This is a genomic window from Streptococcus mitis SK1080 (assembly GCF_000220085.1).
In the GTDB taxonomy this organism is placed as follows: Bacteria; Bacillota; Bacilli; order Lactobacillales; family Streptococcaceae; genus Streptococcus; species Streptococcus mitis_K.
Map to the genome: position 1 here is coordinate 47,620 of NZ_AFQV01000029.1, position 24,555 is coordinate 72,174.

General features: G+C 37.6%; 24 protein-coding genes and 1 pseudogene. 6 read left to right on the top strand and 19 right to left on the bottom strand.

What is annotated here, in order from left to right; genetic code table 11:
* Nucleotides 1-24: 24 nt before the first annotated feature.
* The 5 genes from rplI to HMPREF9957_RS11755 form a co-directional block, all read right to left on the bottom strand.
* Nucleotides 25-477 (bottom strand): 50S ribosomal protein L9, encoded by a 453-nt coding sequence (rplI, locus tag HMPREF9957_RS11735; RefSeq protein WP_000864214.1) that lies wholly within the window; start codon nucleotides 475-477, stop codon nucleotides 25-27.
* Nucleotides 474-2,447, bottom strand: coding sequence for a GGDEF domain-containing protein (locus HMPREF9957_RS11740; protein ID WP_000715143.1), 1,974 nt, complete (start codon nucleotides 2,445-2,447; stop codon nucleotides 474-476). Before HMPREF9957_RS11740 ends, rplI begins: the two co-directional genes overlap by 4 nt.
* Before the next feature lie 135 nt (nucleotides 2,448-2,582).
* On the bottom strand, nucleotides 2,583-3,131 hold the full coding sequence (gene hpf / locus HMPREF9957_RS11745; RefSeq protein WP_000599100.1) for a ribosome hibernation-promoting factor, HPF/YfiA family: 549 nt from the start codon (nucleotides 3,129-3,131) through the stop codon (nucleotides 2,583-2,585).
* A 79-nt stretch (nucleotides 3,132-3,210) separates the two neighbouring features.
* Nucleotides 3,211-3,873, bottom strand: a complete 663-nt coding sequence (locus HMPREF9957_RS11750; RefSeq protein ID WP_000649954.1) for a ComF family protein — start codon at nucleotides 3,871-3,873, stop codon at nucleotides 3,211-3,213.
* A complete protein-coding gene (locus HMPREF9957_RS11755; protein WP_000867717.1) occupies nucleotides 3,870-5,168 on the bottom strand; it encodes an ATP-dependent helicase ComFA in 1,299 nt (432 codons plus the stop codon). Before HMPREF9957_RS11755 ends, HMPREF9957_RS11750 begins: the two co-directional genes overlap by 4 nt.
* A 56-nt stretch (nucleotides 5,169-5,224) precedes the next feature.
* Here HMPREF9957_RS11755 and HMPREF9957_RS11760 point away from each other — a divergent pair, with 56 nt between their 5' ends.
* From HMPREF9957_RS11760 to cysK, 3 genes and pseudogenes are all read left to right on the top strand, one after another.
* On the top strand, nucleotides 5,225-5,860 hold the full coding sequence (locus HMPREF9957_RS11760) for a YigZ family protein (RefSeq protein ID WP_000395735.1): 636 nt from the start codon (nucleotides 5,225-5,227) through the stop codon (nucleotides 5,858-5,860).
* A gap of 77 nt (nucleotides 5,861-5,937) precedes the next feature.
* Nucleotides 5,938-6,033 (top strand): annotated as a pseudogene (locus HMPREF9957_RS13670) (PH domain-containing protein); the annotation flags it as partial.
* 96 nt (nucleotides 6,034-6,129) lie between these two features.
* Nucleotides 6,130-7,056 carry a cysteine synthase A gene (cysK, locus tag HMPREF9957_RS11765; protein ID WP_000029888.1) on the top strand — a complete coding sequence of 309 codons (927 nt, stop codon included), beginning with the start codon at nucleotides 6,130-6,132 and terminating at the stop codon, nucleotides 7,054-7,056.
* Nucleotides 7,057-7,177: 121 nt separating this feature from the next.
* Here cysK and tsf read toward each other — a convergent pair whose 3' ends face one another.
* The 12 genes from tsf to yfmF all read right to left on the bottom strand — a co-directional run bounded on the left by tsf (nucleotide 7,178) and on the right by yfmF (nucleotide 18,349).
* On the bottom strand, nucleotides 7,178-8,218 hold the full coding sequence (gene tsf, locus HMPREF9957_RS11770; RefSeq protein ID WP_000808072.1) for a translation elongation factor Ts: 1,041 nt from the start codon (nucleotides 8,216-8,218) through the stop codon (nucleotides 7,178-7,180).
* A gap of 78 nt (nucleotides 8,219-8,296) precedes the next feature.
* Nucleotides 8,297-9,076 (bottom strand): 30S ribosomal protein S2, encoded by a 780-nt coding sequence (rpsB, locus tag HMPREF9957_RS11775; protein ID WP_000268464.1) that lies wholly within the window; start codon nucleotides 9,074-9,076, stop codon nucleotides 8,297-8,299.
* 226 nt (nucleotides 9,077-9,302) lie between these two features.
* Entirely contained in the window at nucleotides 9,303-10,481 is a 1,179-nt protein-coding gene (pcsB, locus tag HMPREF9957_RS11780) for a peptidoglycan hydrolase PcsB (protein WP_000727007.1), read from the bottom strand.
* A gap of 92 nt (nucleotides 10,482-10,573) precedes the next feature.
* Nucleotides 10,574-11,068, bottom strand: coding sequence for a rod shape-determining protein MreD (gene mreD, locus HMPREF9957_RS11785; protein ID WP_001249459.1), 495 nt, complete (start codon nucleotides 11,066-11,068; stop codon nucleotides 10,574-10,576).
* On the bottom strand, nucleotides 11,068-11,886 hold the full coding sequence (mreC, locus tag HMPREF9957_RS11790; RefSeq protein WP_001078979.1) for a rod shape-determining protein MreC: 819 nt from the start codon (nucleotides 11,884-11,886) through the stop codon (nucleotides 11,068-11,070). The genes mreD and mreC overlap by 1 nt, the downstream gene beginning before the upstream one ends.
* Nucleotides 11,887-11,943: 57 nt before the next feature.
* On the bottom strand, nucleotides 11,944-12,738 hold the full coding sequence (locus HMPREF9957_RS11795; protein ID WP_000377898.1) for an energy-coupling factor transporter transmembrane component T family protein: 795 nt from the start codon (nucleotides 12,736-12,738) through the stop codon (nucleotides 11,944-11,946).
* Nucleotides 12,731-13,570, bottom strand: a complete 840-nt coding sequence (locus tag HMPREF9957_RS11800; RefSeq protein WP_000510407.1) for an energy-coupling factor transporter ATPase — start codon at nucleotides 13,568-13,570, stop codon at nucleotides 12,731-12,733. The genes HMPREF9957_RS11795 and HMPREF9957_RS11800 overlap by 8 nt, the downstream gene beginning before the upstream one ends.
* Nucleotides 13,555-14,382, bottom strand: coding sequence for an energy-coupling factor ABC transporter ATP-binding protein (locus HMPREF9957_RS11805; protein WP_000835707.1), 828 nt, complete (start codon nucleotides 14,380-14,382; stop codon nucleotides 13,555-13,557). Before HMPREF9957_RS11805 ends, HMPREF9957_RS11800 begins: the two co-directional genes overlap by 16 nt.
* Nucleotides 14,379-14,924: a CDP-diacylglycerol--glycerol-3-phosphate 3-phosphatidyltransferase gene (gene pgsA, locus HMPREF9957_RS11810; RefSeq protein ID WP_000711730.1), complete on the bottom strand. Its 546-nt coding sequence runs from the start codon at nucleotides 14,922-14,924 to the stop codon at nucleotides 14,379-14,381. The genes HMPREF9957_RS11805 and pgsA overlap by 4 nt, the downstream gene beginning before the upstream one ends.
* A gap of 10 nt (nucleotides 14,925-14,934) precedes the next feature.
* Nucleotides 14,935-15,777, bottom strand: a complete 843-nt coding sequence (rodZ, locus tag HMPREF9957_RS11815) for a cytoskeleton protein RodZ (protein ID WP_001227965.1) — start codon at nucleotides 15,775-15,777, stop codon at nucleotides 14,935-14,937.
* Nucleotides 15,778-15,818: 41 nt separating this feature from the next.
* Nucleotides 15,819-17,102, bottom strand: coding sequence for an EF-P 5-aminopentanol modification-associated protein YfmH (yfmH, locus tag HMPREF9957_RS11820; protein WP_000170206.1), 1,284 nt, complete (start codon nucleotides 17,100-17,102; stop codon nucleotides 15,819-15,821).
* A complete protein-coding gene (gene yfmF / locus HMPREF9957_RS11825; protein WP_000424284.1) occupies nucleotides 17,099-18,349 on the bottom strand; it encodes an EF-P 5-aminopentanol modification-associated protein YfmF in 1,251 nt (416 codons plus the stop codon). Before yfmF ends, yfmH begins: the two co-directional genes overlap by 4 nt.
* Before the next feature lie 158 nt (nucleotides 18,350-18,507).
* Between yfmF and yaaA the strand changes: the two genes are divergently transcribed.
* The gene (yaaA, locus tag HMPREF9957_RS11830) at nucleotides 18,508-18,876 is read left to right on the top strand and encodes a S4 domain-containing protein YaaA (protein WP_000455895.1); all 369 of its coding nucleotides are present in this window, start codon (nucleotides 18,508-18,510) and stop codon (nucleotides 18,874-18,876) included.
* Between the two features lie 2 nt (nucleotides 18,877-18,878).
* The gene (gene recF, locus HMPREF9957_RS11835) at nucleotides 18,879-19,976 is read left to right on the top strand and encodes a DNA replication/repair protein RecF (RefSeq protein ID WP_000266647.1); all 1,098 of its coding nucleotides are present in this window, start codon (nucleotides 18,879-18,881) and stop codon (nucleotides 19,974-19,976) included.
* 48 nt (nucleotides 19,977-20,024) lie between these two features.
* Here the strand turns inward: recF and guaB are convergent, their stop codons facing one another.
* Nucleotides 20,025-21,503, bottom strand: a complete 1,479-nt coding sequence (gene guaB / locus HMPREF9957_RS11840; RefSeq protein WP_000073402.1) for an IMP dehydrogenase — start codon at nucleotides 21,501-21,503, stop codon at nucleotides 20,025-20,027.
* 151 nt (nucleotides 21,504-21,654) lie between these two features.
* Nucleotides 21,655-22,680 carry a tryptophan--tRNA ligase gene (gene trpS, locus HMPREF9957_RS11845; RefSeq protein ID WP_000165450.1) on the bottom strand — a complete coding sequence of 342 codons (1,026 nt, stop codon included), beginning with the start codon at nucleotides 22,678-22,680 and terminating at the stop codon, nucleotides 21,655-21,657.
* A 205-nt stretch (nucleotides 22,681-22,885) separates the two neighbouring features.
* Between trpS and HMPREF9957_RS11850 the strand changes: the two genes are divergently transcribed.
* Entirely contained in the window at nucleotides 22,886-24,508 is a 1,623-nt protein-coding gene (locus HMPREF9957_RS11850) for an ATP-binding cassette domain-containing protein (protein WP_000958772.1), read from the top strand.
* The last annotated feature ends 47 nt before the right edge of the window (nucleotides 24,509-24,555 follow it).

A 24,555-nucleotide genomic window follows, 5' to 3' on the forward strand; every position in this document is an offset into this window, starting at 1 on the left:
CAATCTTGTCAAGAAGGTGTAAATTTATCCTTCTTTCACACGAAGATTGATTACACTTGTGATATCTTGATAGATTTTCACTGGCACATCGATCAAACCAACTGCTCGAATCGGAGCTTGTACTTGAATATGACGTTTATCAATCTTAATTCCAAATTGCTTTTGCAATTCTTCTGCAATCTTCTTATTGGTAATAGAACCAAAGGTACGACCATCTGGACCAACTTTTTCAACAAATTCTACAACAGTTTCTTCTGCTTCAAGTTGGGCTTTAATTGCTTTTGCTTCTGCAATCATCTCAGCGTGAGCTTTCTCTTCGGATTTTTGTTTACCACGAAGTTCACCTACCGCTTGAGCAGTTGCTTCTTTGGCTAGATTCTTTTTGATAAGAAAGTTTTGTGCATACCCTGTTGGTACTTCCTTAATTTCGCCTTTTTTACCTTTTCCTTTAACATCTGCTAAAAAGATTACTTTCATTCTTCTTTCTCCTTTTCCTTTATTTCATTTAATACAATTTCTGTCAGTTTTTCACCTGCTTCTGACAAGGTTAAATCCTTAATTTGAGCTGCTGCCAAATTAAAGTGACCTCCACCTCCCAGTTCTTCCATAATCCGTTGCACATTCAGTTTACTACGACTCCGAGCTGAGATGGATATAAAGCCTTGTGTATTTTTCGCAAGAACAAAACTCGCTTCAATACCTGACATAGCTAACATGGCATCTGCTGCCTTACTAATAACAACTGTATCGTAACATTTCGAGTCCGTAGCCTCTGCTATTAGTACATCTGAACCTAATTTACGCCCCTGTAAAATCAGTTCATTGACCTCACGATATTCTTCAAAATCTGTCGCAGCGATTTCTTGGATAGCAATACTATCGCTTCCGCGCGTTCTGAGATAGCTAGCAACATCAAATGTCCGACTAGTCACTCGTGAGGTGAAATTTTTAGTATCCAACATCATACCAGCCATTAAAACACTTGCTTGCATACGACTCAAACGATTTTTCTTAGAATTCTGGAACTGAATCAATTCCGTTACCAACTCACTAGCACTGCTTGCACCACTTTCGATATAAGTGATAACTGCATTGTCTGGGAAATCCTGATCCCTTCTATGGTGGTCAATAACAATAGTTTGGGTAAATAAATCATAAAATTCTTTTGATAATGTTAAGGCTGTCTTTGAATGGTCTACAAGAATCAACAAAGAACGATTGGTCACCATCCCCATTGCATCCTTAACAGACAACAACTTCGTAACTCCTTCTTTTTCTAAGAATGAAACAGCTCGTTCAATATCTGGAGACATTTGATTTTCATCATAAAGAGCATAGCTATTTTCAATCACATTGCTGGAGAACAACTGCATACCTACAGCAGAGCCCAAGGCATCCATATCTAGATTTTTGTGACCAACTACAAAAACCTGATCCACACTTCGAATTTTATCTGAAATAGCTGTCATCATAGCGCGCGTACGTGTCCTTGTACGCTTGATTGACGCCGCAGATCCACCACCAAAATAAACGGGATTTTTCGTTTCGTCATTCTCCTTGACAACCACTTGGTCGCCACCACGCACTTCAGCCAAGTTCAAATTGAGCAAAGCAACTTTCCCTACCTCATCATGATTTCCATCACCATAAGAAAATCCCATACTTAAGGTCAAGGGCAACTGTCTCTGTTTCGACTCTTCTCTGAAAGCATCAATAACAGAAAATTTATCGTTCATCAATCCCTCAAGCACCGTGTAGTCCGTAAATAGATAAAAACGGTCCATACTCACTCGACGAGAGAACATGGCATACTTCCCAGCAAATTCTGAAACAAAATTGGCTACAAAACTATTAATATGACTGATATCAGACTCCGATGTTTCATCTTCTAAATCATCATAGTTGTCAACAGAAATAATCCCAATCACAGGTCGACTTGTCACTAACTCAACAGTCGCTTCGTATTCTCCAGACACATCAAAGAAATAAAGAACTCCAGACACCTTGTCCATATGAACCGAATAGCGGGTCTCACCCAAGGTAGCATAAGAACCTGGATTCCCTACCGATGCCCTGATAATTGTTTGAATTAATGCCACATCAATCTCGCCCACTTCATTAGTTAAAATCAATTCAGCGTAAGGATTGAACCATTCAACTTCACCTGACGATAAGTCTAGTTTAATAACTCCGACAGGCATCTGTTCTAACAAGGTTGTCAAACTTTCTTCAGCTTGGTGGTTTACATACTGGATTTGTTCTACTTCACTCCTTGAGTAGTAGTCTCTCTGATGGATGAATAATAAACTATATGAACCCAAAATAAGTAGTAAAAGAAATAGCGTTACCAGTGTATTCGTTACAAAAACAAGTTGCACAGATAGCACTCCGAACGCCACTATTCCTAATATTAAGGGGAAAATAGGACTTACATAAAATTTTTTCATTCCAAACCTCTTGGCACCCATTATACCATAATAACCACCAAAAAGCGACTTTTTAAAAGTGTAATCAGTAATTCTATCAATTATAAGAAAAAGGAGGTTTACAATTCAGTAAACCTCACTTTACACATATTGAAATTAAGATTCTTTAACTTCTAACAAACCAATTTCTCCATCTTCACGACGATAAATCACATTGGTTGTTTGATCTTCAACATCCACATAGATAAAGAAATCATGTCCCAACAAATCCATCTGTAGAATAGCTTCTTCCAAATCCATTGGTTTTAAATCAATTTGTTTTGAACGAACAACTCTAGATTGGACAACATTTGGATCTTCCACCAAAGCATCTGTAAATAATTGACTAGTTGCTACCTTATTTTTATTTTTACGCTCAATTTTTGTTTTATTTTTACGAATCTGACGTTCAATTTTATCGGTTACAAGGTCAATTGAACCATACATATCTTGAGACACATCTTCTGCACGAAGAGTAATAGAGCCAAGCGGAATCGTTACTTCCACTTTAGCAGTTTTTTCACGATACACCTTCAAGTTAACTCGAGCATCCAACTCTTGTTCAGCTTGAAAATACTTTTCGATCTTTTCGAGTTTAGAAACTACATAATCACGAATTGCTTCTGTTACTTCTAGGTTTTCACCACGGATACTATATTTAATCATATGAGTACCTTCTTTCTAAACATTTTTGTTTTTATGATTTTATTATAACGCTTTCATTCTATTTTTGCAAATTTTTTCCTCATCTTACAAGGGAAAATGTTTTTACATCCTCAGCACCAGCTTCTTCCAGCAGTTTCTTCACACGATTTATAGTTGTTCCTGTAGTATAAATATCATCTATAATTAGGATTTTCTTAGGAAGGCGGACTCCACTTTTAATAAAGAAAGGAAGTTCTGTCGCCAAGCGCTCTGAGCGACTTTTAGAAGAACTGGCTCGTTCTTCTCTTTTCTCTAACAAATCCAGGTACTTAAATCCTGCTGCATTGACCAAGCCCTCAACCTGATTAAATCCTCTATCAGCATATCTCCCCTTACTTAATGGAATGACTACAAATTGGTACTCTTTGTACTTTTTCAACTCCTCACTTAAAAATGAAGAAAAAACTTTTCTTAAAAGGAAGTCTCCATCAAATTTATATCGACTAAAAAAATCCTTCATAGCTTGATTGTAAGTAAAAATCGCTCTATGACTGACCTCAACTCCTTCTTTACACCAAAATTGACAATCTTGACACTTTGTTGACGAACCTGTTTTCATACAGTTTGGACAATGTTTCTCTCCAATCCTCTCAAAAGTAGAGTTACAGTCCGAACAAAGACAGGAGGCATCATTCTTCAGAAGTAAGAGACTACTGAAAGTTAAAACAGCCTTCATAGTCTGCCCACATAACAAACACTTCATAGACCCGCCTCCTTATTCATCTGTTGAATTTCCTTAATTGCCTTTTTGATTGAAGTATTTAACCCGTCATGGAAGAAAAGCAAATCCCCTGTCGGTCTATCCATGCTTCGTCCAACTCGTCCACCAATCTGAATCAAACTAGACTTGGTAAACAGACGATGATTAGCCTCTACTACGAAAACGTCCACACAAGGGAAGGTAACCCCACGCTCCAAGATTGTCGTACTGATAAGTATTGTCAGTTCTCCATCTCGAAAAGCTTGTACCTGCTCTAATCGATCTTCTGTGATAGAAGAGACAAATCCAATTTTCTCATTTGGAAATTGCTCCTGTAAGATTTCTTTTAACTGCTCCCCTTTCTTAATTTCTGAAGCAAAAATGAGTAAAGGATAAGCTGTCTTTCTCTGCTTTTCAATATAATACTTTAACTTTGGTGACAACCGACTTTTCTCTAAACAGTGATTAAAATCAGATAACCAAACTGGTTTTGGAATAATCAACGGATTTCCATGAAACCGTCTAGGCAAACTCAATCGTTTCAACTCTCCTAAACGGATCTTTCTATCTAACTCATCGGTCGAAGTCGCTGTTAAAAAGATTCTCAGCCCATTCTCCTTTACACTATTCTTGACAGCGTGGTAAAGCGTAGGATTATCAACATAAGGAAAAGCATCTACTTCATCCACTATCAGCAAATCAAAAGCTTGATAAAATTTCAATAACTGATGGGTCGTCGCAACAACTAGTGGTGTTCGAAAATACGGCTTTGATTCTCCATGTAGGAGGGCTATCTCGCAAGAAAAATCATTTTGCAGGCGCTTATACAGCTCCAAACAAACATCTATGCGAGGACTGGCCAAACACACTGCACCACCCCTATTAATCACCTTAGCCACAACTTGATAAATCATTTCTGTCTTTCCAGCCCCTGTCACCGCATGTACCAAGGTTGGCTCTTGCTTGTCTACTGCTTGAATCAGTCCCTCTGACACCTTCTCTTGAAAAGGAGTTAATTGACCACGCCATTTAAGAACATCTTGCTTCGGAAAATCCTCCTGTGGGAAATAGTATAAATCTTGATCACTCCTGACTCGCTTCATAATTAAGCACTCCCGACAATAGTAAGCACCAATGGGCAAATACCATTCTTCTAGAATAGTACTATTACAACGTTGACAGACAAGTTTCCCCTTCTCCTTTCTCATTGCTGGAAGTTTCTCCGCCAACTGACGGTCTTCTTCTGTTAATTCATTCTCAGTAAACAAACGACCGAGATAGTTTGGATTTACTTTCATACTTCTTTATTCGTAAAAACCTAGCGCTTTAGATGATTTTTTAGTACAATTAAATCATGGAATTTAGAACAATTAAAGAGGACGGACAAGTCCAAGAAGAAATCAAAAAATCCCGCTTTATCTGTCATGCCAAGCGTGTTTATAGCGAAGAAGAGGCTCGTGACTTCATTACTGCTATCAAAAAAGAACACTACAAAGCGACACATAACTGCTCTGCCTTTATTATTGGGGAACGTAGTGAAATTAAACATACAAGTGATGATGGTGAGCCTAGTGGTACTGCTGGCGTTCCCATGCTTGGGGTACTAGAAAATCATAATCTCACTAATGTCTGTGTGGTCGTGACACGCTACTTTGGTGGTATTAAACTAGGGGCTGGAGGACTAATTCGTGCTTACGCCGGCAGTGTCGCCTTAGCTGTCAAAAAAATTGGTATTATTGAAATAAAAGAACAGGCTGGCATTGCTATTCAAATGTCTTATGCTCAATACCAAGAGTATAGTAACTTTCTTAAAGAACATGATCTCATGGAGCTGGATACAAACTTTACAGATCAAGTCGATACGATGATTTATGTTGATAAAGAAGAAAAAGAAACTATTAAAGCTGCACTTGTAGAGTTTTTTAATGGAAAAATCACGTTAACTGACCAAGGTTTACGAGAAGTTGAAGTTCCTGTAAACTTATTGTAAACAATGGATAATACAGCGTTTCGTTGACATTCTCACAACTACTTTAGCGAGCAAAATAAAAAGATGCTTGAATGAAGCAATTCAAAAAGAAAACGGATAGCGTTCTCCTTTACACCTATTTACTAGAATTAGCCTATCACAATCGCTTAAAAATTAATGGCTTAGACCTGTGATATAAAAAAATCCTATCACTTCGATAGGATTTCTATATTTTACAAATGTTATAGATAGCGTTATACTAGAGATATCTTATACAAAGAGGTATTCATATGTCTATTTATAACAACATTACTGAACTAATCGGTCAAACTCCGATTGTTAAACTCAACAACATTGTGCCAGAAGGTGCTGCAGATGTCTATGTAAAACTTGAAGCATTTAACCCTGGTTCTTCTGTAAAAGACCGTATTGCTCTTAGCATGATTGAAAAAGCTGAACAAGACGGTATTCTAAAACCTGGTTCTACTATTGTTGAAGCAACAAGTGGAAACACTGGTATTGGACTTTCATGGGTAGGTGCTGCTAAAGGGTATAAAGTCGTCATCGTTATGCCTGAAACTATGAGTGTAGAACGACGTAAAATTATCCAAGCTTATGGTGCTGAACTCGTCCTAACTCCTGGTAGCGAGGGAATGAAAGGTGCTATTGCTAAGGCTCAAGAAATCGCTGCTGAACGTGATGGTTTCCTTCCTCTTCAATTTGACAATCCAGCTAATCCAGAAGTACACGAAAGAACAACAGGAGCTGAGATACTAGCTGCTTTCGGTAAAAATGGACTAGATGCCTTTGTTGCTGGAGTGGGTACCGGTGGAACGATTTCTGGTGTTTCTCATGCACTCAAATCAGCAAATTCAAACATTCAAGTTTATGCAGTGGAAGCTGATGAATCCGCCATTCTATCTGGTGAAAAACCTGGTCCTCACAAAATTCAAGGTATCTCAGCTGGATTTATTCCTGATACACTTGATACTAAAGCCTATGATGGTATCGTTCGTGTAACATCAGATGATGCTCTTGCACTCGGACGTGAAATTGGTGGAAAAGAAGGTTTCCTTGTAGGGATTTCTTCAGCTGCAGCTATCTACGGAGCCATCGAGATTGCCAAAAAATTAGGTACAGGTAAAAAAGTCCTTGCTCTAGCACCAGATAACGGTGAACGTTATCTCTCTACAGCACTCTATGAATTTGAAGTTTAGTCTCCTAAATACAATTGGCCCTTATTATAGGGCTTTTTATTTTTACCTTGAAAATAGGAAGCTCTCCCTATAGGGATCGACTGCATAGAAAAAAGGAAGCAAATTTACTTCCTTTCTATAATTAGTTATTCAAGGCTGCTGCCATTGTAGCTGCAACTTCAGCTTCAAAGTCGTTTGCAGCTTTCTCAATACCTTCACCAACTTCAAAGCGAGCGAACTCAACTACTGAAGCGTTAACTGATTCAAGATATGCTTCAACTGTCTTGCTATCATCCATGATGTATACTTGTGCAAGAAGTGTGTAAGCTTGGTCAACTTTAGTGTTGTCAAGCATGAAGCGATCCATTTTACCTGGGATAATTTTGTCCCAGATTTTTTCTGGTTTGCCTTCTGAAGCCAACTCAGCTTTAATGTCAGCTTCAGCTTGAGCAATCACTTCATCAGTCAATTGAGATTTTGATCCATACTTCAAGTGTGGTAGAGCTGGTTTGTTAACCATTGCACGGCTTTCGTTGTCTTGGTCGATAACGTGGTTCAATTGTGCCAACTCATCTTTAACGAATTGCTCATCCAATTCTTTGTAAGAAAGAACTGTTGGTTTCATCGCTGCGATATGCATTGACAATTGTTTAGCAAGTGCTTCGTCTCCACCTTCAACAACTGAAATAACACCGATACGTCCACCGTTATGTTGGTAAGCTCCAAAGTGTTGTGCGTCTGTTTTTTCAATCAATGCAAAGCGACGGAATGAGATTTTTTCTCCGATAGTTGCTGTTGCAGATACGTATGCAGCTTCAAGAGTTTCACCTGAAGGCATTGTCAAAGCAAGAGCTTCTTCATTGTTAGCAGGTTTTCCTTCAGCAATAACTTTAGCTGTGGTATTTACCAATTCAACAAATTGAGCATTTTTCGCAACGAAGTCAGTTTCAGCGTTTACTTCAATAACTGCTGCAACATTACCGTTAACATAAACACCAGTCAAACCTTCTGCAGCAACACGGTCAGCTTTCTTAGCTGCCTTAGCCATACCTTTTTCACGAAGCAATTCAATCGCTTTTTCGATGTCACCGTCTGTTTCTACAAGCGCTTTTTTAGCGTCCATAACACCGGCACCAGATTTTTCACGCAACTCTTTTACAAGTTTAGCTGTAATTTCTGCCATTTTTATTCTCCTATATTTTTTAAAAATAGGAGAGCCGGGCTAAGCCCCGCCCTCCTAGGTAATTACTATTTATATGAATTAAGCGTTGTCGCCTTCTACAACTTCAACGATCTCTTCAATTGAATCTGCTTGAGTTTCTGAAGCTGCAAATGCTGCTTCAACCGCTACTGCATCTTCACCTTGACGTCCTTCAATGATAGCGTCAGCCAATTTAGCTGTGATCAATTTAACAGCGCGGATAGCATCATCGTTAGCTGGGATGATTACATCGATATCATCTGGATCAGTGTTTGTGTCAACCATCGCTACAACTGGGATTCCCAATTTCTTAGCTTCTTTAACAGCGATTTGCTCTTTATGTGGGTCAACTACGTACATCACATCTGGAATACGAGGCATATCTTCGATACCACCCAAGAATTTTTCAAGACGTGCACGTTGTTTGTTAAGAAGTGCAACTTCTTTCTTAGGAAGAACTTCGAAAGTTCCATCTTCTTCCATACGTTTGATTTCTTTCAAACGAGCGATACGTTTTTGGATTGTTCCCCAGTTTGTAAGAGTTCCACCCAACCAACGGTGGTTGATGAAGTATTGACCTGAACGTACTGCTTCTTCAGCAACTGCATCAGCTGCTTGTTTCTTAGTACCAACGAACAATACAACTGCATCGTTAGCTGCCGCATCACGCATGAAGTCGTATGCTTGGTCAGCGTATTTTACAGTTTGTTGCAAGTCGATAACGTGGATTCCGTTACGTTCTGTAAAGATGTATTTAGCCATCTTAGGGTTCCAGCGACGAGTTTGGTGACCAAAGTGTACACCAGCCTCAAGAAGTTGTTTCATTGAAATTACTGCCATGAGTATTTCTCCTTTTTGTTTTTTTCCTCTTCTTGACTTCAACTCGCAAAACGACCCAAGGGCAACTGCTTCACAATTCATCAAGAATGAGTATTATCGTTCACACGACAATTTTTATTCTACCATACTTTTTCGATATTTTCAAGCTATTTTGATGGGATTTTTAATCGTTATTGTCTCTGGTAAAACCTAAAAAAGAGGGCTCTATTCGAGTCCCTCTCTCTAATTAGTCTGCATAAATATATGTCACAAAACCTTCAGAAGTCGTTGTTGGATTAAACCATCCACGGTGGTTTCCAAGTGTGCGATTACCTGCATAGTTTGATTCTGATACTTGAATACTTGTTGATGATGAAACAGCTGTAACTACTGCTACGTGTCCATATCCACCATCATTCCAACATGCAATCGCACCAACTTGAGGTGTTGAACCTGTACGGAAGCCTGCTGCTGCTGCACTTGTAGCCCACTGTGCTCCATTACCCCAGTAGTCTCCAGCCCAAGGTGCCAAGGTTTTTACTCCCCATGTACATTCACCAATTGGATAAGTTGAGGCATTTGTGTTATATGTTGGACGTACTTTAGCCTGAACAGGTGCTACTGCAGATTCAGATACTGCTTGTACCTGTGCTGCTAGGTTTGTATTACCTGAAGCAAGTACTGATTGTTGTTGGCTAGCTTGTTTTTCTTTATAAGCCGCTTCTGCTGCTGCTGCTGCACGAGCCTCTGCCTCAGCAGCTGCTTTTTGTTCTAATAGACTTGCTTTTTCCCCTTCAGCTGTCGCTTTCTCAGCAGCAAGATTTAATTCTGCAGCCTTCAACTCAGCTTGTTTCGTTGTTAGAGCTTGTGCATCATCAGACAACTTCTGTTGATTTGCAATAACTGTATTAATTGCGTCATTGTTTGCCACTTGCTTCTCAGAAATAGCTTTTTTATCTGCCTTTTGTTGTTCTAACATTTTGTTGTTTGCAGATACGATTTCACTCATTGCAGCAACACGTGAAATAGCTTCTGTAATTGATTTTGAGTTTACGATTGTATTGATGTAGCTAGTTGCGGCTCCATTTGTTTGAGCACTACGAGCTTGTTTTTCCAAAGATTGGTTACGAGAAACAATGTTTTTAGAAAGTTCTGTAATCTCACCCTCGAGTTTCTTAGATTCTGCTTGTAATCTATCATTTTCAGCTTGCAAGTTTGATTGCTCTGCTTGAATAGCAGATACTTGCTCCTGAATTTGATCAACTTGTTTTTGGGCTTCTTCTTGTTGTGCTGTTAAGTTACTAATTTTATTATCTTGAGCAGCAATTTTGTCATCAGTCGTTTCTGCATGCGCAGTTGTTAAAACAGCTACTTGAGAAACCATTACTGTACTTAATAAAAGTGACGCTAAGATTTTTTTCTTCATATTACGTAGATACTCCTTCTTTTAAAGACAATACTAGTATACCAAAAAAGGCCTAATGAATATTACGCCTTTGTTACATTTTTGTTTCTTTCTTATAGATAATATCTTTCAAAAATAAATTGAAAAACAGTAATCCATAAAAAATTTAAAATCATCGTCGGTACCAAGCTATAGACTATAAAAATCGACATGTTATCCACTGTCAGCCCTACCATAAGAGCCAAAAGATAACTACCCATTTCAAACAGGAAGGTCAGGACAATCATGGCTAGCATTCTTGTCCAACGATTCAACAAAATAACACTATTCAATTTATGAAGAAGGGCTCCCAATAAGATAAATAAGAGAGTTGCGATCCCTATTAGATGGAAAAAGTAAACATCGTAAACCAAGCCTATCACAAAACAATAGACTAGGTAGAAATACTCTGATACTTCAATCGTCTCAAATAAGAGAAACAAAAATAGAAAATGACTAGCCAACTGCACGTGGGGAAAAAATGAGCCCAGAAGCTGACTAATATGGGCATCAATTAGAACAAAGAAAGGAAGCAATAAAAATACTCCAACCCGCTTCAACTGTCTCATTATGAATTCCCCACTAATTCTATCACATTCACATTATGAGTATCTGCACTTAATTTAACAGTTACTTCTCGTGTCAAGTAGTCCGTACTATGCGTTGTGGCAACCACTTCACCAACAGGAATATCCGCAACGTTAAAGTTTCCTAATCCCCCCGTTGTCACCTTATCGCCTGTACTAATATCGCTATTGCTATTTAATTGACTAATTTTAAGAACTTCATTTTCCTTGTCATAGCCAACAATAATCCCATAAATTGTAGTAGAACCATGTTGAATTTTAACAGAAATCTTATCAGCATTTTCCGTATTTGTCAGAAGGTTAACCATGGTAGAGTTGTCCTCTACTTTTGAGACACTCCCAATCAAGCCACCATTTGCAATGGCTAACATATTTTCAGAAACCCCTTTTGATTTACCTGCATCCAGGGTCAATTCCTGCTTCCAAGATACTGGAGAACGCGTAATAACATCTGCTGCTAAAGTCTTTGTAGCTTGCAATTTGGACTTCATATCAAGCAATTGGCGCAGTTGTTCATTTTCTGTCTTTAAACTTTCCGCCTCATTTGATTTAACTTCTAATTGGTAAATCTGTTTCTTCAAACTTTCATTTTCATTATAAGTTCGTGTTAAATGAGCCAAATCTGATTTGACAGAATCAAACCACTGAAAAGGTTTTTGAACAACTCTATCAACCAATGAGATTCCATCTCCTAATTTTGTCACAATTGTACTTGAATAAGTCGTCGCTAAGAGAGCTGACACAAGCAAAACAGTGACAAAAACAATAATGACATATTTTGATTTTTTAAAACGGTTCATATCCCTACCTTTATATCAAAAACTGTTACAGTAACTTTTATCAATTCCTGAAAGCTACTAAGATTTTAAGAAAAATAAACAACAACCCAGTACGAGAATAACAAGAATGGTCAGCGTATCCTTTAGAGTCCATTTCAGTTGTCGATATTGACTTCTGCCTTTTCCACCCTGATACCCACGCGCTTCCATAGCGATAGCCAAGGAATCTGCACGTTTTAAACTTGTTGCAAAAAGAGGAATCAAAATGGGAATCATAGCCTTCACCTTTTGAACAATGCTTCCTTCACCAAAATCCACTCCACGCGCTTTCTGTGCATTCATAATCCGCGTCGTATCATCCATTAAGGTCGGAACAAAACGCAAACTCATAGATAGCATTAAGCCAATTTCATGAACTGGAACTTTCACACGCTTTAAAGGCGCTAATAAAGCTTCGACAGCTGAGGCCAAACTTAAGGGCATGGTCGTTAAGGTTAACAAAGTTGAAAAGAAAATAATCAATACAAAGCGACAAAAGATAATTCCAACTTGTTGCAAAGCATAATCTGTGATTCTCACAAACGAAAACTCAAATAAAACATTCCCATTAGAAATGAAAAACAGTTGAAAAATAGTTGTGAAGGCAATCAAGAAAAACATAGATTTCAAGCCCTGAATAAAGAATGAAAGAGATACTCCTGACAAAGCAATAAATATCCCTGTCGCTATAAAAAGAATTAGATTCGTCAAGGGATTATTAGCCCAGAAAACAATTAAAATCAGTAGCATCATAGCAAGTAATTTACTACGCGGATCCAATCGGTGAACAATCGAATCCCCTGGGATATAACGCCCCAAAATCATACTATCCATTTAGCGACTCCTTGAACTCCTCTATCTTAATCGGTAATCGTTTAAATGACACGCCTCTATCCGCCAATCGTTTACAAAAGGATGTAATTTTAGGCACTCCCAACTGCACTTCTTCCATAAAGACAACATCTTGAAAGACATCACTTGGTTTACCACCCTTAACTAAACGTCCCTTTTCCATCACATAGACTTGATTTGCATATTCAGCAACATCATCCATCAAATGCGTTACCAAGACAATGGTCATCCCTGACTGATGGAGTTTTTTGAACAAGTTCATCAACTCTTTTCTTCCCAGAGGATCCAGGCCTGCTGTGGGTTCATCTAAGACTAATATGGCTGGTTCCATGGCAAGTATACCTGCAATGGCCACACGTCTCATTTGTCCACCTGATAGCTCAAACGGACTGCGATTAAAAAGTGATTCATCAATTCCAACCAAAGTCAGTTTCTCACGCGCAATCTGCTCCGCATCTTCTTCAGAAACTCCAAAATTTTGCGGTCCAAAAGCAACGTCTTTCAAAACCGTTTCTTCAAAAATCTGATTTTCAGCAAACTGAAATACCAAGCCAACCTGTTTTCTAATTTGACGAATATCTTTGTTTTTAGAAGTCGAAGTGATTAAGGTATCAAAAACTCGCACAGTTCCTTGACTTGGCACCAATAAACCATTTAAGAGTTGTAAAATAGTTGATTTGCCACTACCTGTATGCCCAATTAAAGCCGTATAAGAACCATCTTCAATCGTCAAAGAAACATTCGACAAAGCTGTTGAAGCTAAGGGAGTCCCTTCTTGATATATAAAATTCACATTTTCTAGAGCAATTCCCATAGCTTATCCTCTAGCTCACTTTCTGTCAAATAATTTTCAGGTAAATCATAGCCATTCTGGCTCAAAGAATGTTTTAATTGATTGGCAAAAGGATCGTCTAATCCAATTTGATCTAAATCATTTCGAGAGAAAAGTTCTCTTGGACTGCTGGTTGATTCAATTTCCCCTTTTTTCATGACCAATACACGATCACTCATGGCGACTTCTTCCAAATCATGGGTAATGGAAATGACCGTCATATCATAGTCTTTTCGAATTCCTTTTACTGTATCAATCAGTTCTCTACGACCCTCAGGATCCAACATACTCGTTGCTTCATCTAGGATTAGAATAGCTGGTCTTAGGGCTACAACACCTGCAATAGCCACACGTTGCTTTTGACCACCCGATAGACGCGCCGGCTCTCTCTTTTTAAAGTCCAACATACCAACCAAATCCAGAGCTTCTTCCACTCTCTTTTTCATTTCTTGACGAGAAAGTCCTTGATTTTCCAAACCAAAGGCAACATCATCTTCAACAGTCGCTCCAACAAATTGATTATCTGGATTTTGAAAAACCATACCGATTTGACGGCGTATATCCCAAACATTTTCCTCAGTCAGTCGTTGGCCATCAATTACAATCTCTCCGGATTCTGCTTCCAGTAAGCCATCAATTAATCGAACCGTCGTTGATTTACCACTACCATTATGCCCTACAATCGAAAGCCATTCTCCACGTTTCACGTGAAACGTAATATCCTTCACATCGTAGTATTTCTGATTTTCTTTATAGCGAAAAGAAAGATTTTTTACATCAATTATTGATTTCATTTCGAACCAAATGTCCCTTTAAATACATAGGCACTACCCTTGAAATAATCATAGCCAGAGTAGATAGTGAAAAACAAGGCTACATAAAGTAGAACTTGACCAAGCAAAGTCCAATGTAATAGCAAGAAAATAATCGCAAACATCTGACTGAAAGTTTTAATTTTCCCAGGCATTGCTGCTGCTAAAACCGTTCCACCAGTTTCAACCAATAAAAGCCTTAAACCTGTCACAGCCAACTCACGACAGATAATCACTGCAACAATCCAAGCAGGAGCCATACCTAACTCAATCAGCATAATAAAAGCCGACATAACTAGTAATTTATCCGCCATGGGATCTGCAAATTTACCAAAATTACTGACCACATTCCATTTACGAGCTAAATATCCGTCTAAATAATCTGTAATACTGGCAATAGCAAAGATAATAGCCGCTACCATATGACTCTCTATCGAATTTCCTATCGTTAAAATAAAGATAAAAATAGGTATAAAGAGAATTCGACCTATTGTTAAGAGATTGGGAATTTTTTCTTTTTTCATTCGTTTTTCCTTAATTTTTAGTAAAGGTTACAGTGATTTGTCCAGTCTGCGCTGTTAATTTCGATAAATCAACAGTCTGATTATCTACTGTCAAAGTAACACCTTTTACAACACCTAACGTAATTGTTACAGGATTTTTTGTTGCAACTGTTGCTTCTGCACTTTTATTATCCGGTGATAAGGTTACACCGCCCTCAAGTTCGCTTTCTGAAACGCTGATCCAACTTGTAACATCTGAAACTGCCAATTGCAATTTAACTGTTTCCTTACTTGTCTTATAAGCGATTTCTACATGATTTCCTTCACCTGATACACTTATAGCTGATTCTACACTAGAAGAACTGCTAGATGAACTACTACTTGAGGAGTGGGGAACAGAGCTAGTTGAACTTATTGAACTTGTTGATTGAACCACACTGTAATTAGAAAGAGAAGACCCCTCTGGTTGAGTTTGAATATAGTTCCAAACATAATAGGTCACAAAAATTAAAATCGATAAGGCGAAAAGGATAAAATAAAATAAAGGTAAAAAGGATGTTTTTTTCTTCTTTTTCTTACTTGAACGTCTACGACCTGTCAACTCATCTTCATCAACATCTACTTCCTCATAAGTAATCATACTCCCAGAATCATAAGCATCCAAAACAATTTGGTCATCTAACTCAACAGCCCATGCATATTTTCTCAAGAAAGAACGCGTGTAAAAAGGACTTGGAAGTTGATCGAAATCGTCTGCTTCCATTGCTTCCAACATATCTAACTGGATTTCTGTTTTTTTCTGCAATTCATCTAAACTCAATCCCTGATTGATTCTAGCTAATCGTAAAACCTCACCAATTGTTTTTTTCCTCATACTTGTCATCCCTTCTTTCTAGTGTCTATTATGATAGGTTACTACGATGGGAATATTGTAAAATCAACTATATCCCCTTCATCTATTAAGTGATGCCCTGCTTCAAGGACATCCTCTAAAGTAATTTCCTGTAAAATCTTTGGTAAATCAAAAATTGTCTCACCATGTTCAAAAGCATCATATTGCGTTGCAATAAATTCAAGAGAGTTCATGCTACTGAAAAATTCTCCAAACATCTCTCTTTTGATAATATCTAAATGATCCTCTGTAATATCTAAATCCTTTGTAAAATTACGAATGGCCTTCCTAAATTGATGAGATAAAGCAACTGGCTCTTTTGTATCCATTGTCAACATAATAAAATGAAAGCGACTTGTTACTTCAATTTCAAGAGATAGGGACGCATCTATTTTACCTGATTCATATAACTTTTGAAAACGATCCGAAGTCCAACCAAACATCATTGCAAACAATAATTTTAATAAAATATGATGTCGATAGCAATCCGCTTCAGCCACTTCTCGCTTACCTCTAATCCCAATCGCTAATTTAGGAGAAGACACTTCCATTCTCATACTGTCTGTTTGCTTTACATCTTGTAAAACAAACTTCTCTCTTGTTACTTCCTGAACATCTAAATCTTTCAGTTCTTTTCTTTCAAAGTAACCCTGAACTAGCTCTACATCAAAATTACCAACTAAAAACAGAGACATGTTTACAGATTTGTAAAACCTTGTAAAATTTTCTTGCAAATTAGTTAGATTGATTTGGGAAATGGACTCCTTACTTCCAACTATATCAGTTGCTAAAGGAGTACCAGGATATAAATTCGCTAAGGTTGAAAAGAATAAACACGAATCTGGATCATCTTGATACATTTCTCGTTCTTGCTGGATAATATCCTGCTCTCTCAAAATGGAAGCTTCAGTAAAGTGTGCTGATGTTACCAATTCATCAAGTAAATCTAAATTCTCTAAGAGATAATCCGTCGATGAAAAAAGATAGTTTGTTTTTGTAAAGCTTGTAAAGGCATTACTATCTGCACCTATACTCGTAAAAGCCGACATCAAATCGCTAGAATCTTCCCTCTCAAATAATTTATGTTCAAGAAAATGAGCAATTCCTGCAGGATGTTGTTTTACATCTCCGTCAACTTCTGTGACAAGCATATCTACCGATCCAAACTGTACAGTTACACTCCCGTAAACCTCTTTAAATTCCTTTTTAGGCAAAAGAGCTACTGTCAATCCGTTTGCCAAACGAGTTCGATAAACCATTTCTTTTACAGCTGGATAGTATTTTTCTTCAAAAACAACCTTTGTCATTCTATTCCTTCCATAAAGTAAATCGCCTGTAGTTTCACATTATTAGCTGCTCTACAAATATCATCTTTGTCAACTTGCTCGAGTTTTGCAATCCAACTTTTAAAGTCTGCTGAAGATTTTCCAAGTAAGGCATTTTGATAAGCACGTTCAATCAATGAAGATTGATTATCTTGAGAAAGTAACAACGACCGATGAATCATTTCCTTGGTCTGCTCTAATTCAAGTTCTGTAAAATATCCTTTTTTTAAATCAATCAGTTGATTATTCATCATTTTACGAGTCTGGTTCCGATTTTCTCGATTGATACCAGCATACATCCTCAAGAATCCACTAAACAAATCAAGCTGACTTGAAATGGTATAAGCCAATCCAGCATTTTCACGGACATTTGTAAAGAGCTTAGAATGAGCAAATCCACCAAGTAAACCATTCATTACAATCATGGGTAAATGTTGCTCATTACCATATTCAGCAGAGCAATGATAGCCTAATTCCAAAATGGATTGTCCCACATTTTTCCGAACCACACCTTCCTGAAGGATATTGGAATAAGGTTGACAATACTGGACCTTCACATCTCCTTCTCGACCTTTAAAGGCAAATGATTCTAATACATTTTGAATTTCAACCTCATTAAAATCACCTAGGAAAAAGAAATCGATTCGATCATTGGCCAAAAATTCTTGGAAACAAGAATAAGAACTTTGTGGAATTTCAGCTAAAATACGATTTCGTAAATCACTATATTCCAATTGGAGACGTTCGTCATGAAAAAATAATTTATCCAATTCTTTATGTGTAAAATAAAAAGAATCATCCATATCAGCTGCTAAACTTGCTAGCAATTGTTTTTTCTCAATTTCAAATAAGGCCGGATCAAACCCATTATCAACTACTACAGGTGAGAAAAGAGTTTCTTTTACTAGTTCCAAAACCTGTGAAGTTAACACATTTTTCCTACTTAAAAACTCATCACGAACATAGGTAAATGTCAATTCTATAATGTGGCTTTGCCCTCTTCTGAAACAATTGGTTGACATATCTGTACCGTATAGACTGGCCAAATGTCTTCTCAAAGCTTGAGAAGTAGGGTACATCAAATTAGCAGTCTCTAGCATACTCGCACTCAACATGCGACCTGCAATCGTATCAAGAGATAATGGAGCTGTAAAACGCACGGTGATTTTGTTCGTTTTAAACTTTTTTGATTGGATAAAATGTGTTGAAATTCCATGCACTAACTCCATGATTTACCTCCTTATATACAGACTTCTATTATATCACGAAAACCTGAAATTTTCTTGTTCTCTGTAACACTTTTGAAATAAAAATCGCTTACATTTCTCCCTGTTTCTCTCACTATTTTTAGGAAAATATGGTATAATACCAAAGATTGAGGTGAATTATGGAATACAAATTATTTGAAGAATTTATTACCCTCCAAGCACTACTCAAAGAACTTGGAATCACACATAGCGGAGGAGCTATCAAATCCTTTCTCTCTGAACATTCTGTTTACTTTAATGGGGAATTAGAGAGTCGTCGCGGTAAAAAACTTCGTATTGGCGATAAAATTGACATCCCTGACATGAATATTGACATTTTGTTGACACAACCTACTTCTGAGGAGCAAGATGAATACCAAGCTGATAAAGTTGAAAAAGAACGAATCGCTAAACTTGTTAAGGAGATGAATAAAGGAATAAAAAAAGACAAATCGAAACTTTCTTCATCACCCAAAAGCAAACAAGCTCCGCGATTCCCTGGTAGATAATCATGTGGCTACAACACCTATCTCTTAAAACTTTTCGTAACTACAAAGAGACGAAAATAGACTTTAATCCTAAATTAAATATCTTTTTAGGACGCAATGCACAAGGTAAAACAAATATGTTAGAGGCTATCTATTTTTTAGCCTTAACACGTAGTCATCGAACTCGAACCGATAAAAATCTCATTCATTTTGATGAGGAACAACTTCATCTTTCAGGTCTTATTCAGAAAAAAACGGGATCCATTCCTCTAGAAATAGAACTAACACAAAAAGGCCGTGTAACAAAAGTTAATTACTTAAAACAGGCACGACTTTCAGATTATGTAGGACACATGAATGTTGTCTTATTTGCTCCTGAAGATTTACAACTAATTAAAGGAGCACCTTCAGTTCGACGAAAATTCATTGATATGGAGCTTGGACAAATTAAGCCAATCTATTTATCAGATTTAACCAATTATAACCATATTCTTAAGCAAAGAAATACCTATCTAAAATCAGCTCAAAAAATAGATGAAACCTTCCTTTCAGTACTAGATGATCAGCTAATTGATTATGGATGTCGTGTAATGAATCACCGCTTAGATTTCATAAAAAAACTAGAGCATTTTGGCCGTAAGAAACATTTTGAACTCTCTAATCAGATTGAAGAGTTGTCAATAGCCTATCAATCTTCTGTAAAGCCAACTGACAAAGAAGACTTATCAGAATCTTTCAAAATTGCTTTAGAAAAAAGTAGGTCCAGAGATTTATTTAAAAAGAACACCGGTGTTGGTCCTCATCGAGATGACATTTCTTTTTATATAAATGGGATGGATGCTAGTTTCGGAAGTCAAGGCCAACATCGTAGTCTCGTCCTTTCTATAAAATTAGCAGAAATCGAATTAATGGAAAGTATTACTACAGAATCTCCGATATTATTACTTGACGATGTCATGAGTGAACTCGACAACACTAGACAGTTAAAATTATTAGAAACGATTTCTCATTCAATCCAAACCTTTATTACAACAACAAGCTTAGATCATCTTCAAAATCTACCAGAAAATCTAAGTATTTTCACTATTCAGGACGGTAAAGTTGCTGTAAATAAAACTTGACAATATTGTAAAAGAACTCCTGTTTTCACGGGAGTTCTTTTCATTTTTTTACATAGAATAATTTGGTGCCTCATTCGTAATTTGTACATCATGAGGATGGCTTTCTTTCAAACCAGCACCAGACATTTCAATAAATTGAGCATTATCGTGTAGTTCTTTAAGGTTAGCTGCACCACAGTAACCCATACCAGAGCGAATACCACCAATCATTTGGAAGACGATATCAGCTGCCGCTCCTTTATAAGCAACACGGCCTTCAATTCCTTCTGGAACAAGTTTGTTTGCTTCATTGACAGAACCTTGGAAATAACGATCGCTTGAACCTTTCTTCATTGCTGCGATTGATCCCATACCACGGTAAGTCTTGAATTTACGTCCTTGGAAGATTTCAGTTTCACCTGGTGCTTCGTCTGTTCCAGCAAACATTGATCCAAGCATAACAGCGTTTCCACCTGCAGCAAGGGCTTTTACAATATCTCCAGAATACTTGATTCCACCGTCAGCAATGATCGTTTTACCGTATTCACGCGCAACAGCTGCAGCATCGTAGATAGCTGTTACTTGCGGAACACCAACACCAGCAATCACACGAGTTGTACAGATAGAACCTGGACCAATCCCAACCTTAACAACGTCTACACCTGCTTCATAAAGGGCACGTGCACCTTCAGCAGTAGCAATATTTCCAGCAATCAAAGTACGATCTGGGAAGTGAGCACGAATCTCAGCAATTTTACGCAAGACACCTGCAGAATGACCATGTGCAGTATCAATAACAATCGCATCCGCTCCTGCTTCAAAAAGAGCCTCTGCACGTTCAAATGTATCTGAAGTAACACCTACTGCACCTGCAACTAGTAGACGACCAAACTCATCTTTAGCAGCATTTGGAAACTCAATAACTTTTTCAATATCTTTGATAGTAATCAAACCAGAAAGACGACCTTCTTCATCTACCAACGGAAGCTTTTCAATACGGTGTTCTTGAAGAATGCTCTCAGCTATTGCAAGATCTGTACCCACAGGAGCAGTCACAAGATTTTCACTAGTCATATGGTTTGAAATTGGTTGATTATAATCTGAAATAAAACGAAGATCTCGGTTTGTCAAAATACCAACCAATTTACGATTTTCAAGTGTTTCAACAACTGGAACACCACTGATGCGGTAACGACCCATAAGCTCATCTGCTTCAGCAATTGTATGTTCAGGCGTCAAGAAGAAGGGATCAATAATAACTCCATTTTCAGAACGTTTTACCTTACGAACCTCGTCTGCTTGTTGAGCAATTGACATGTTTTTATGGATAACTCCGAGACCGCCTGCACGAGCAATAGCAATGGCCATTTGACTCTCTGTAACTGTGTCCATGGCAGCGGTAATAATTGGGATATTTAAAGTCAAATTATCTGCCAATTTAGTTGTTAAATCAGCATCGTTAGGCAACACATGACTTTCAGCTGGAATAAGCAATACATCATCAAAGGTAAAACCTTTTTTCAAAAATTTAGTGTCCCAATTAGACATTCGAAGTTTCCTCTTTTCTTTCTTTTTGAGCTTGACTCTTTTTATATTGTATCTATCATACCATTCTATAAAAATTTGTCAAATGTTACAGGGGTAAATAAAAAACTATCTTTTCTTTGAGATAGAAATGATAGTTTCTTGTAAAATAAACTTAGTTAAAGTAATGAAGTCCCATTGCTCCTTTAACCTCAGATAGGGTTTGACCTGCAACTTCACGCGCTCTTTCACTACCTTTTTGAAGCATATTATAAACTTCTCCCATATCCTTAGCAAATTCAATACGGCGCTCACGAATAGGACCCAGTTCACGTTCTAATATTTCAAGTAGATAACGCTTGGTCTTCACATCACCAAGACCACCTCGTTGATAATGTTCTTTCATGTCAGCAATTTCTTGAGCATCTTCTGGACGACCAAAAACATCTAGATAATGGAAAACCATATTTCCTTCAATTTTACCTGGATCCTCAACGCGGATATGATCTGGATCTGTATACATACTCATTACTTTTTTACGCAAAGTATCCGCATCATCAGCTAAATAAATACCATTATTGAGTGATTTAGACATTTTAGCATTTCCATCTAAACCAGGTAAACGCCCTGCTCTCTCATTTTCTGGATAAATACCTTCCGGTTCTACCAAGACATCACAGTTATATGCATTGTTAAAAGAACGAACAATTTCACGAGTTTGCTCAATCATTGGTTTCTGATCTGTCCCAACAGGAACATAATCAGCTTTGAAAGCTGTGATGTCAGCTGCTTGAGCTATTGGATAGACCAAGAATCCTGTCGGAATGCTTTCTCCAAATCCTTTCTGAGCAATTTCTGTCTTGACAGTTGGATTACGCTCCAGACGTGCTAATGAAACCAGATTCATATAATACATAGACAACTCAGCCAACTCTGGAATCTGACTTTGAATAAAAATAGTTGACTTACTTGGATCCAATCCAACTGCAAGGTAATCCAAAGCCACATTTCCGATAGACTCTACAATGGTTTGAGGATCTTTGGCATGATCTGTCAAGGCTTGTTGGTCAGCCAAGAACACAAACATATCATACTTATCCTCTTCCTGTAATAATACTCGATTTTTGAGACTTCCAACATAATGTCCAATATGCAATTTTCCTGTTGGACGGTCTCCTGTTAAAATAATGGGTTTAGTCATTTTGTTCTCCTTCGATATAGTCCCTTCAATTATAGCATTTTTTTAATGAAATAACCGCAATTTATCAAAATAAATCAACCTTACTATTCACGGATTTGTGTAAAGTATAATGTAAATATAATTTACACAAAATTGACAGATAAAAATTTGAATATTTCCGTATTTTCTAGTAGAATAAATATATTACACATATAGGAGAAAAACATTGCTTACAGTATCTGATGTTTCACTACGTTTTAGTGATCGCAAACTTTTTGATGATGTCAATATCAAATTTACAGAAGGAAATACTTATGGATTAATCGGTGCTAATGGTGCCGGAAAATCAACCTTTTTAAAAATTTTAGCTGGAGATATCGAACCTACTACTGGTCACATCTCTCTTGGTCCAGATGAACGTCTCTCTGTTCTCCGTCAAAATCACTTTGACTATGAAGATGAACGTGCCATTGATGTTGTTATCATGGGAAATGAAAAACTTTATAGCATCATGAAAGAGAAAGATGCCATCTACATGAAGGAAGATTTCTCAGACGAGGACGGGGTTCGTGCTGCCGAACTCGAAGGAGAGTTTGCCGAACTTGGAGGTTGGGAAGCAGAGAGTGAAGCCTCTCAACTCCTTCAAAACCTAAATATCCCAGAAGAATTACACTACCAAAACATGAGCGAATTGGCCAACGGTGAGAAAGTAAAGGTTCTCCTTGCCAAAGCACTTTTTGGTAAACCTGATGTTCTTCTTTTGGACGAGCCTACCAACGGTTTGGATATCCAATCGATTACTTGGTTAGAAGACTTCTTGATTGACTTTGATAACACAGTTATCGTAGTATCCCACGACCGTCACTTCTTAAACAAAGTATGTACTCACATGGCCGACCTTGACTTTGGAAAAATCAAACTCTATGTCGGAAACTACGACTTCTGGAAGGAATCTTCTGAGCTTGCTGCTAAATTGCTAGCAGACCGTAATGCAAAAGCAGAGGAAAAAATTAAGCAATTGCAAGAATTCGTAGCTCGTTTCTCTGCCAATGCTTCTAAATCAAGACAAGCAACATCACGTAAGAAAATGCTTGATAAGATTGAACTTGAAGAAATTGTACCATCTAGTCGTAAATATCCATTTATCAACTTTAAAGCGGAACGTGAGATTGGTAATGATCTCTTGACAGTAGAAAATCTAACTGTAAAGATTGATGGTGAGACTATTTTAGATAATATCAGCTTTATCTTACGTCCAGGTGATAAGACAGCTCTTATTGGACAAAATGATATCCAAACGACTGCATTGATTCGTGCAATCATGGGAGATATTGACTATGAAGGAACTGTCAAGTGGGGAGTTACTACTAGTCAATCTTACCTTCCAAAAGATAACTCAGCTGATTTTGCAGGGGGAGAATCAATCCTTGACTGGTTGCGTCAATTCGCAAGTAAAGAAGAAGATGACAATACTTTCCTACGTGGTTTCCTCGGTCGTATGCTCTTCTCTGGAGATGAGGTTAACAAACCTGTCAACGTCTTATCAGGGGGAGAAAAAGTCCGCGTCATGCTTTCAAAACTCATGCTCTTGAAATCAAATGTCCTTGTACTTGATGATCCAACCAATCACTTAGACTTGGAATCTATCTCAAGCTTGAATGATGGATTGAAAAACTTTAAAGAATCAATCATCTTTGCCAGCCATGACCACGAGTTTATTCAAACTCTAGCTAACCATATCATTGTCTTGTCTAAAAATGGCGTCATCGATCGTATTGATGAAACCTACGATGAATTCCTAGAAAATGCAGAAGTACAAGCAAAAGTTAAAGAACTTTGGAAAGACTAAATAAAACTTCAAAACTCAGTTGGGGTAACCAGCTGAGTTTTCTAACA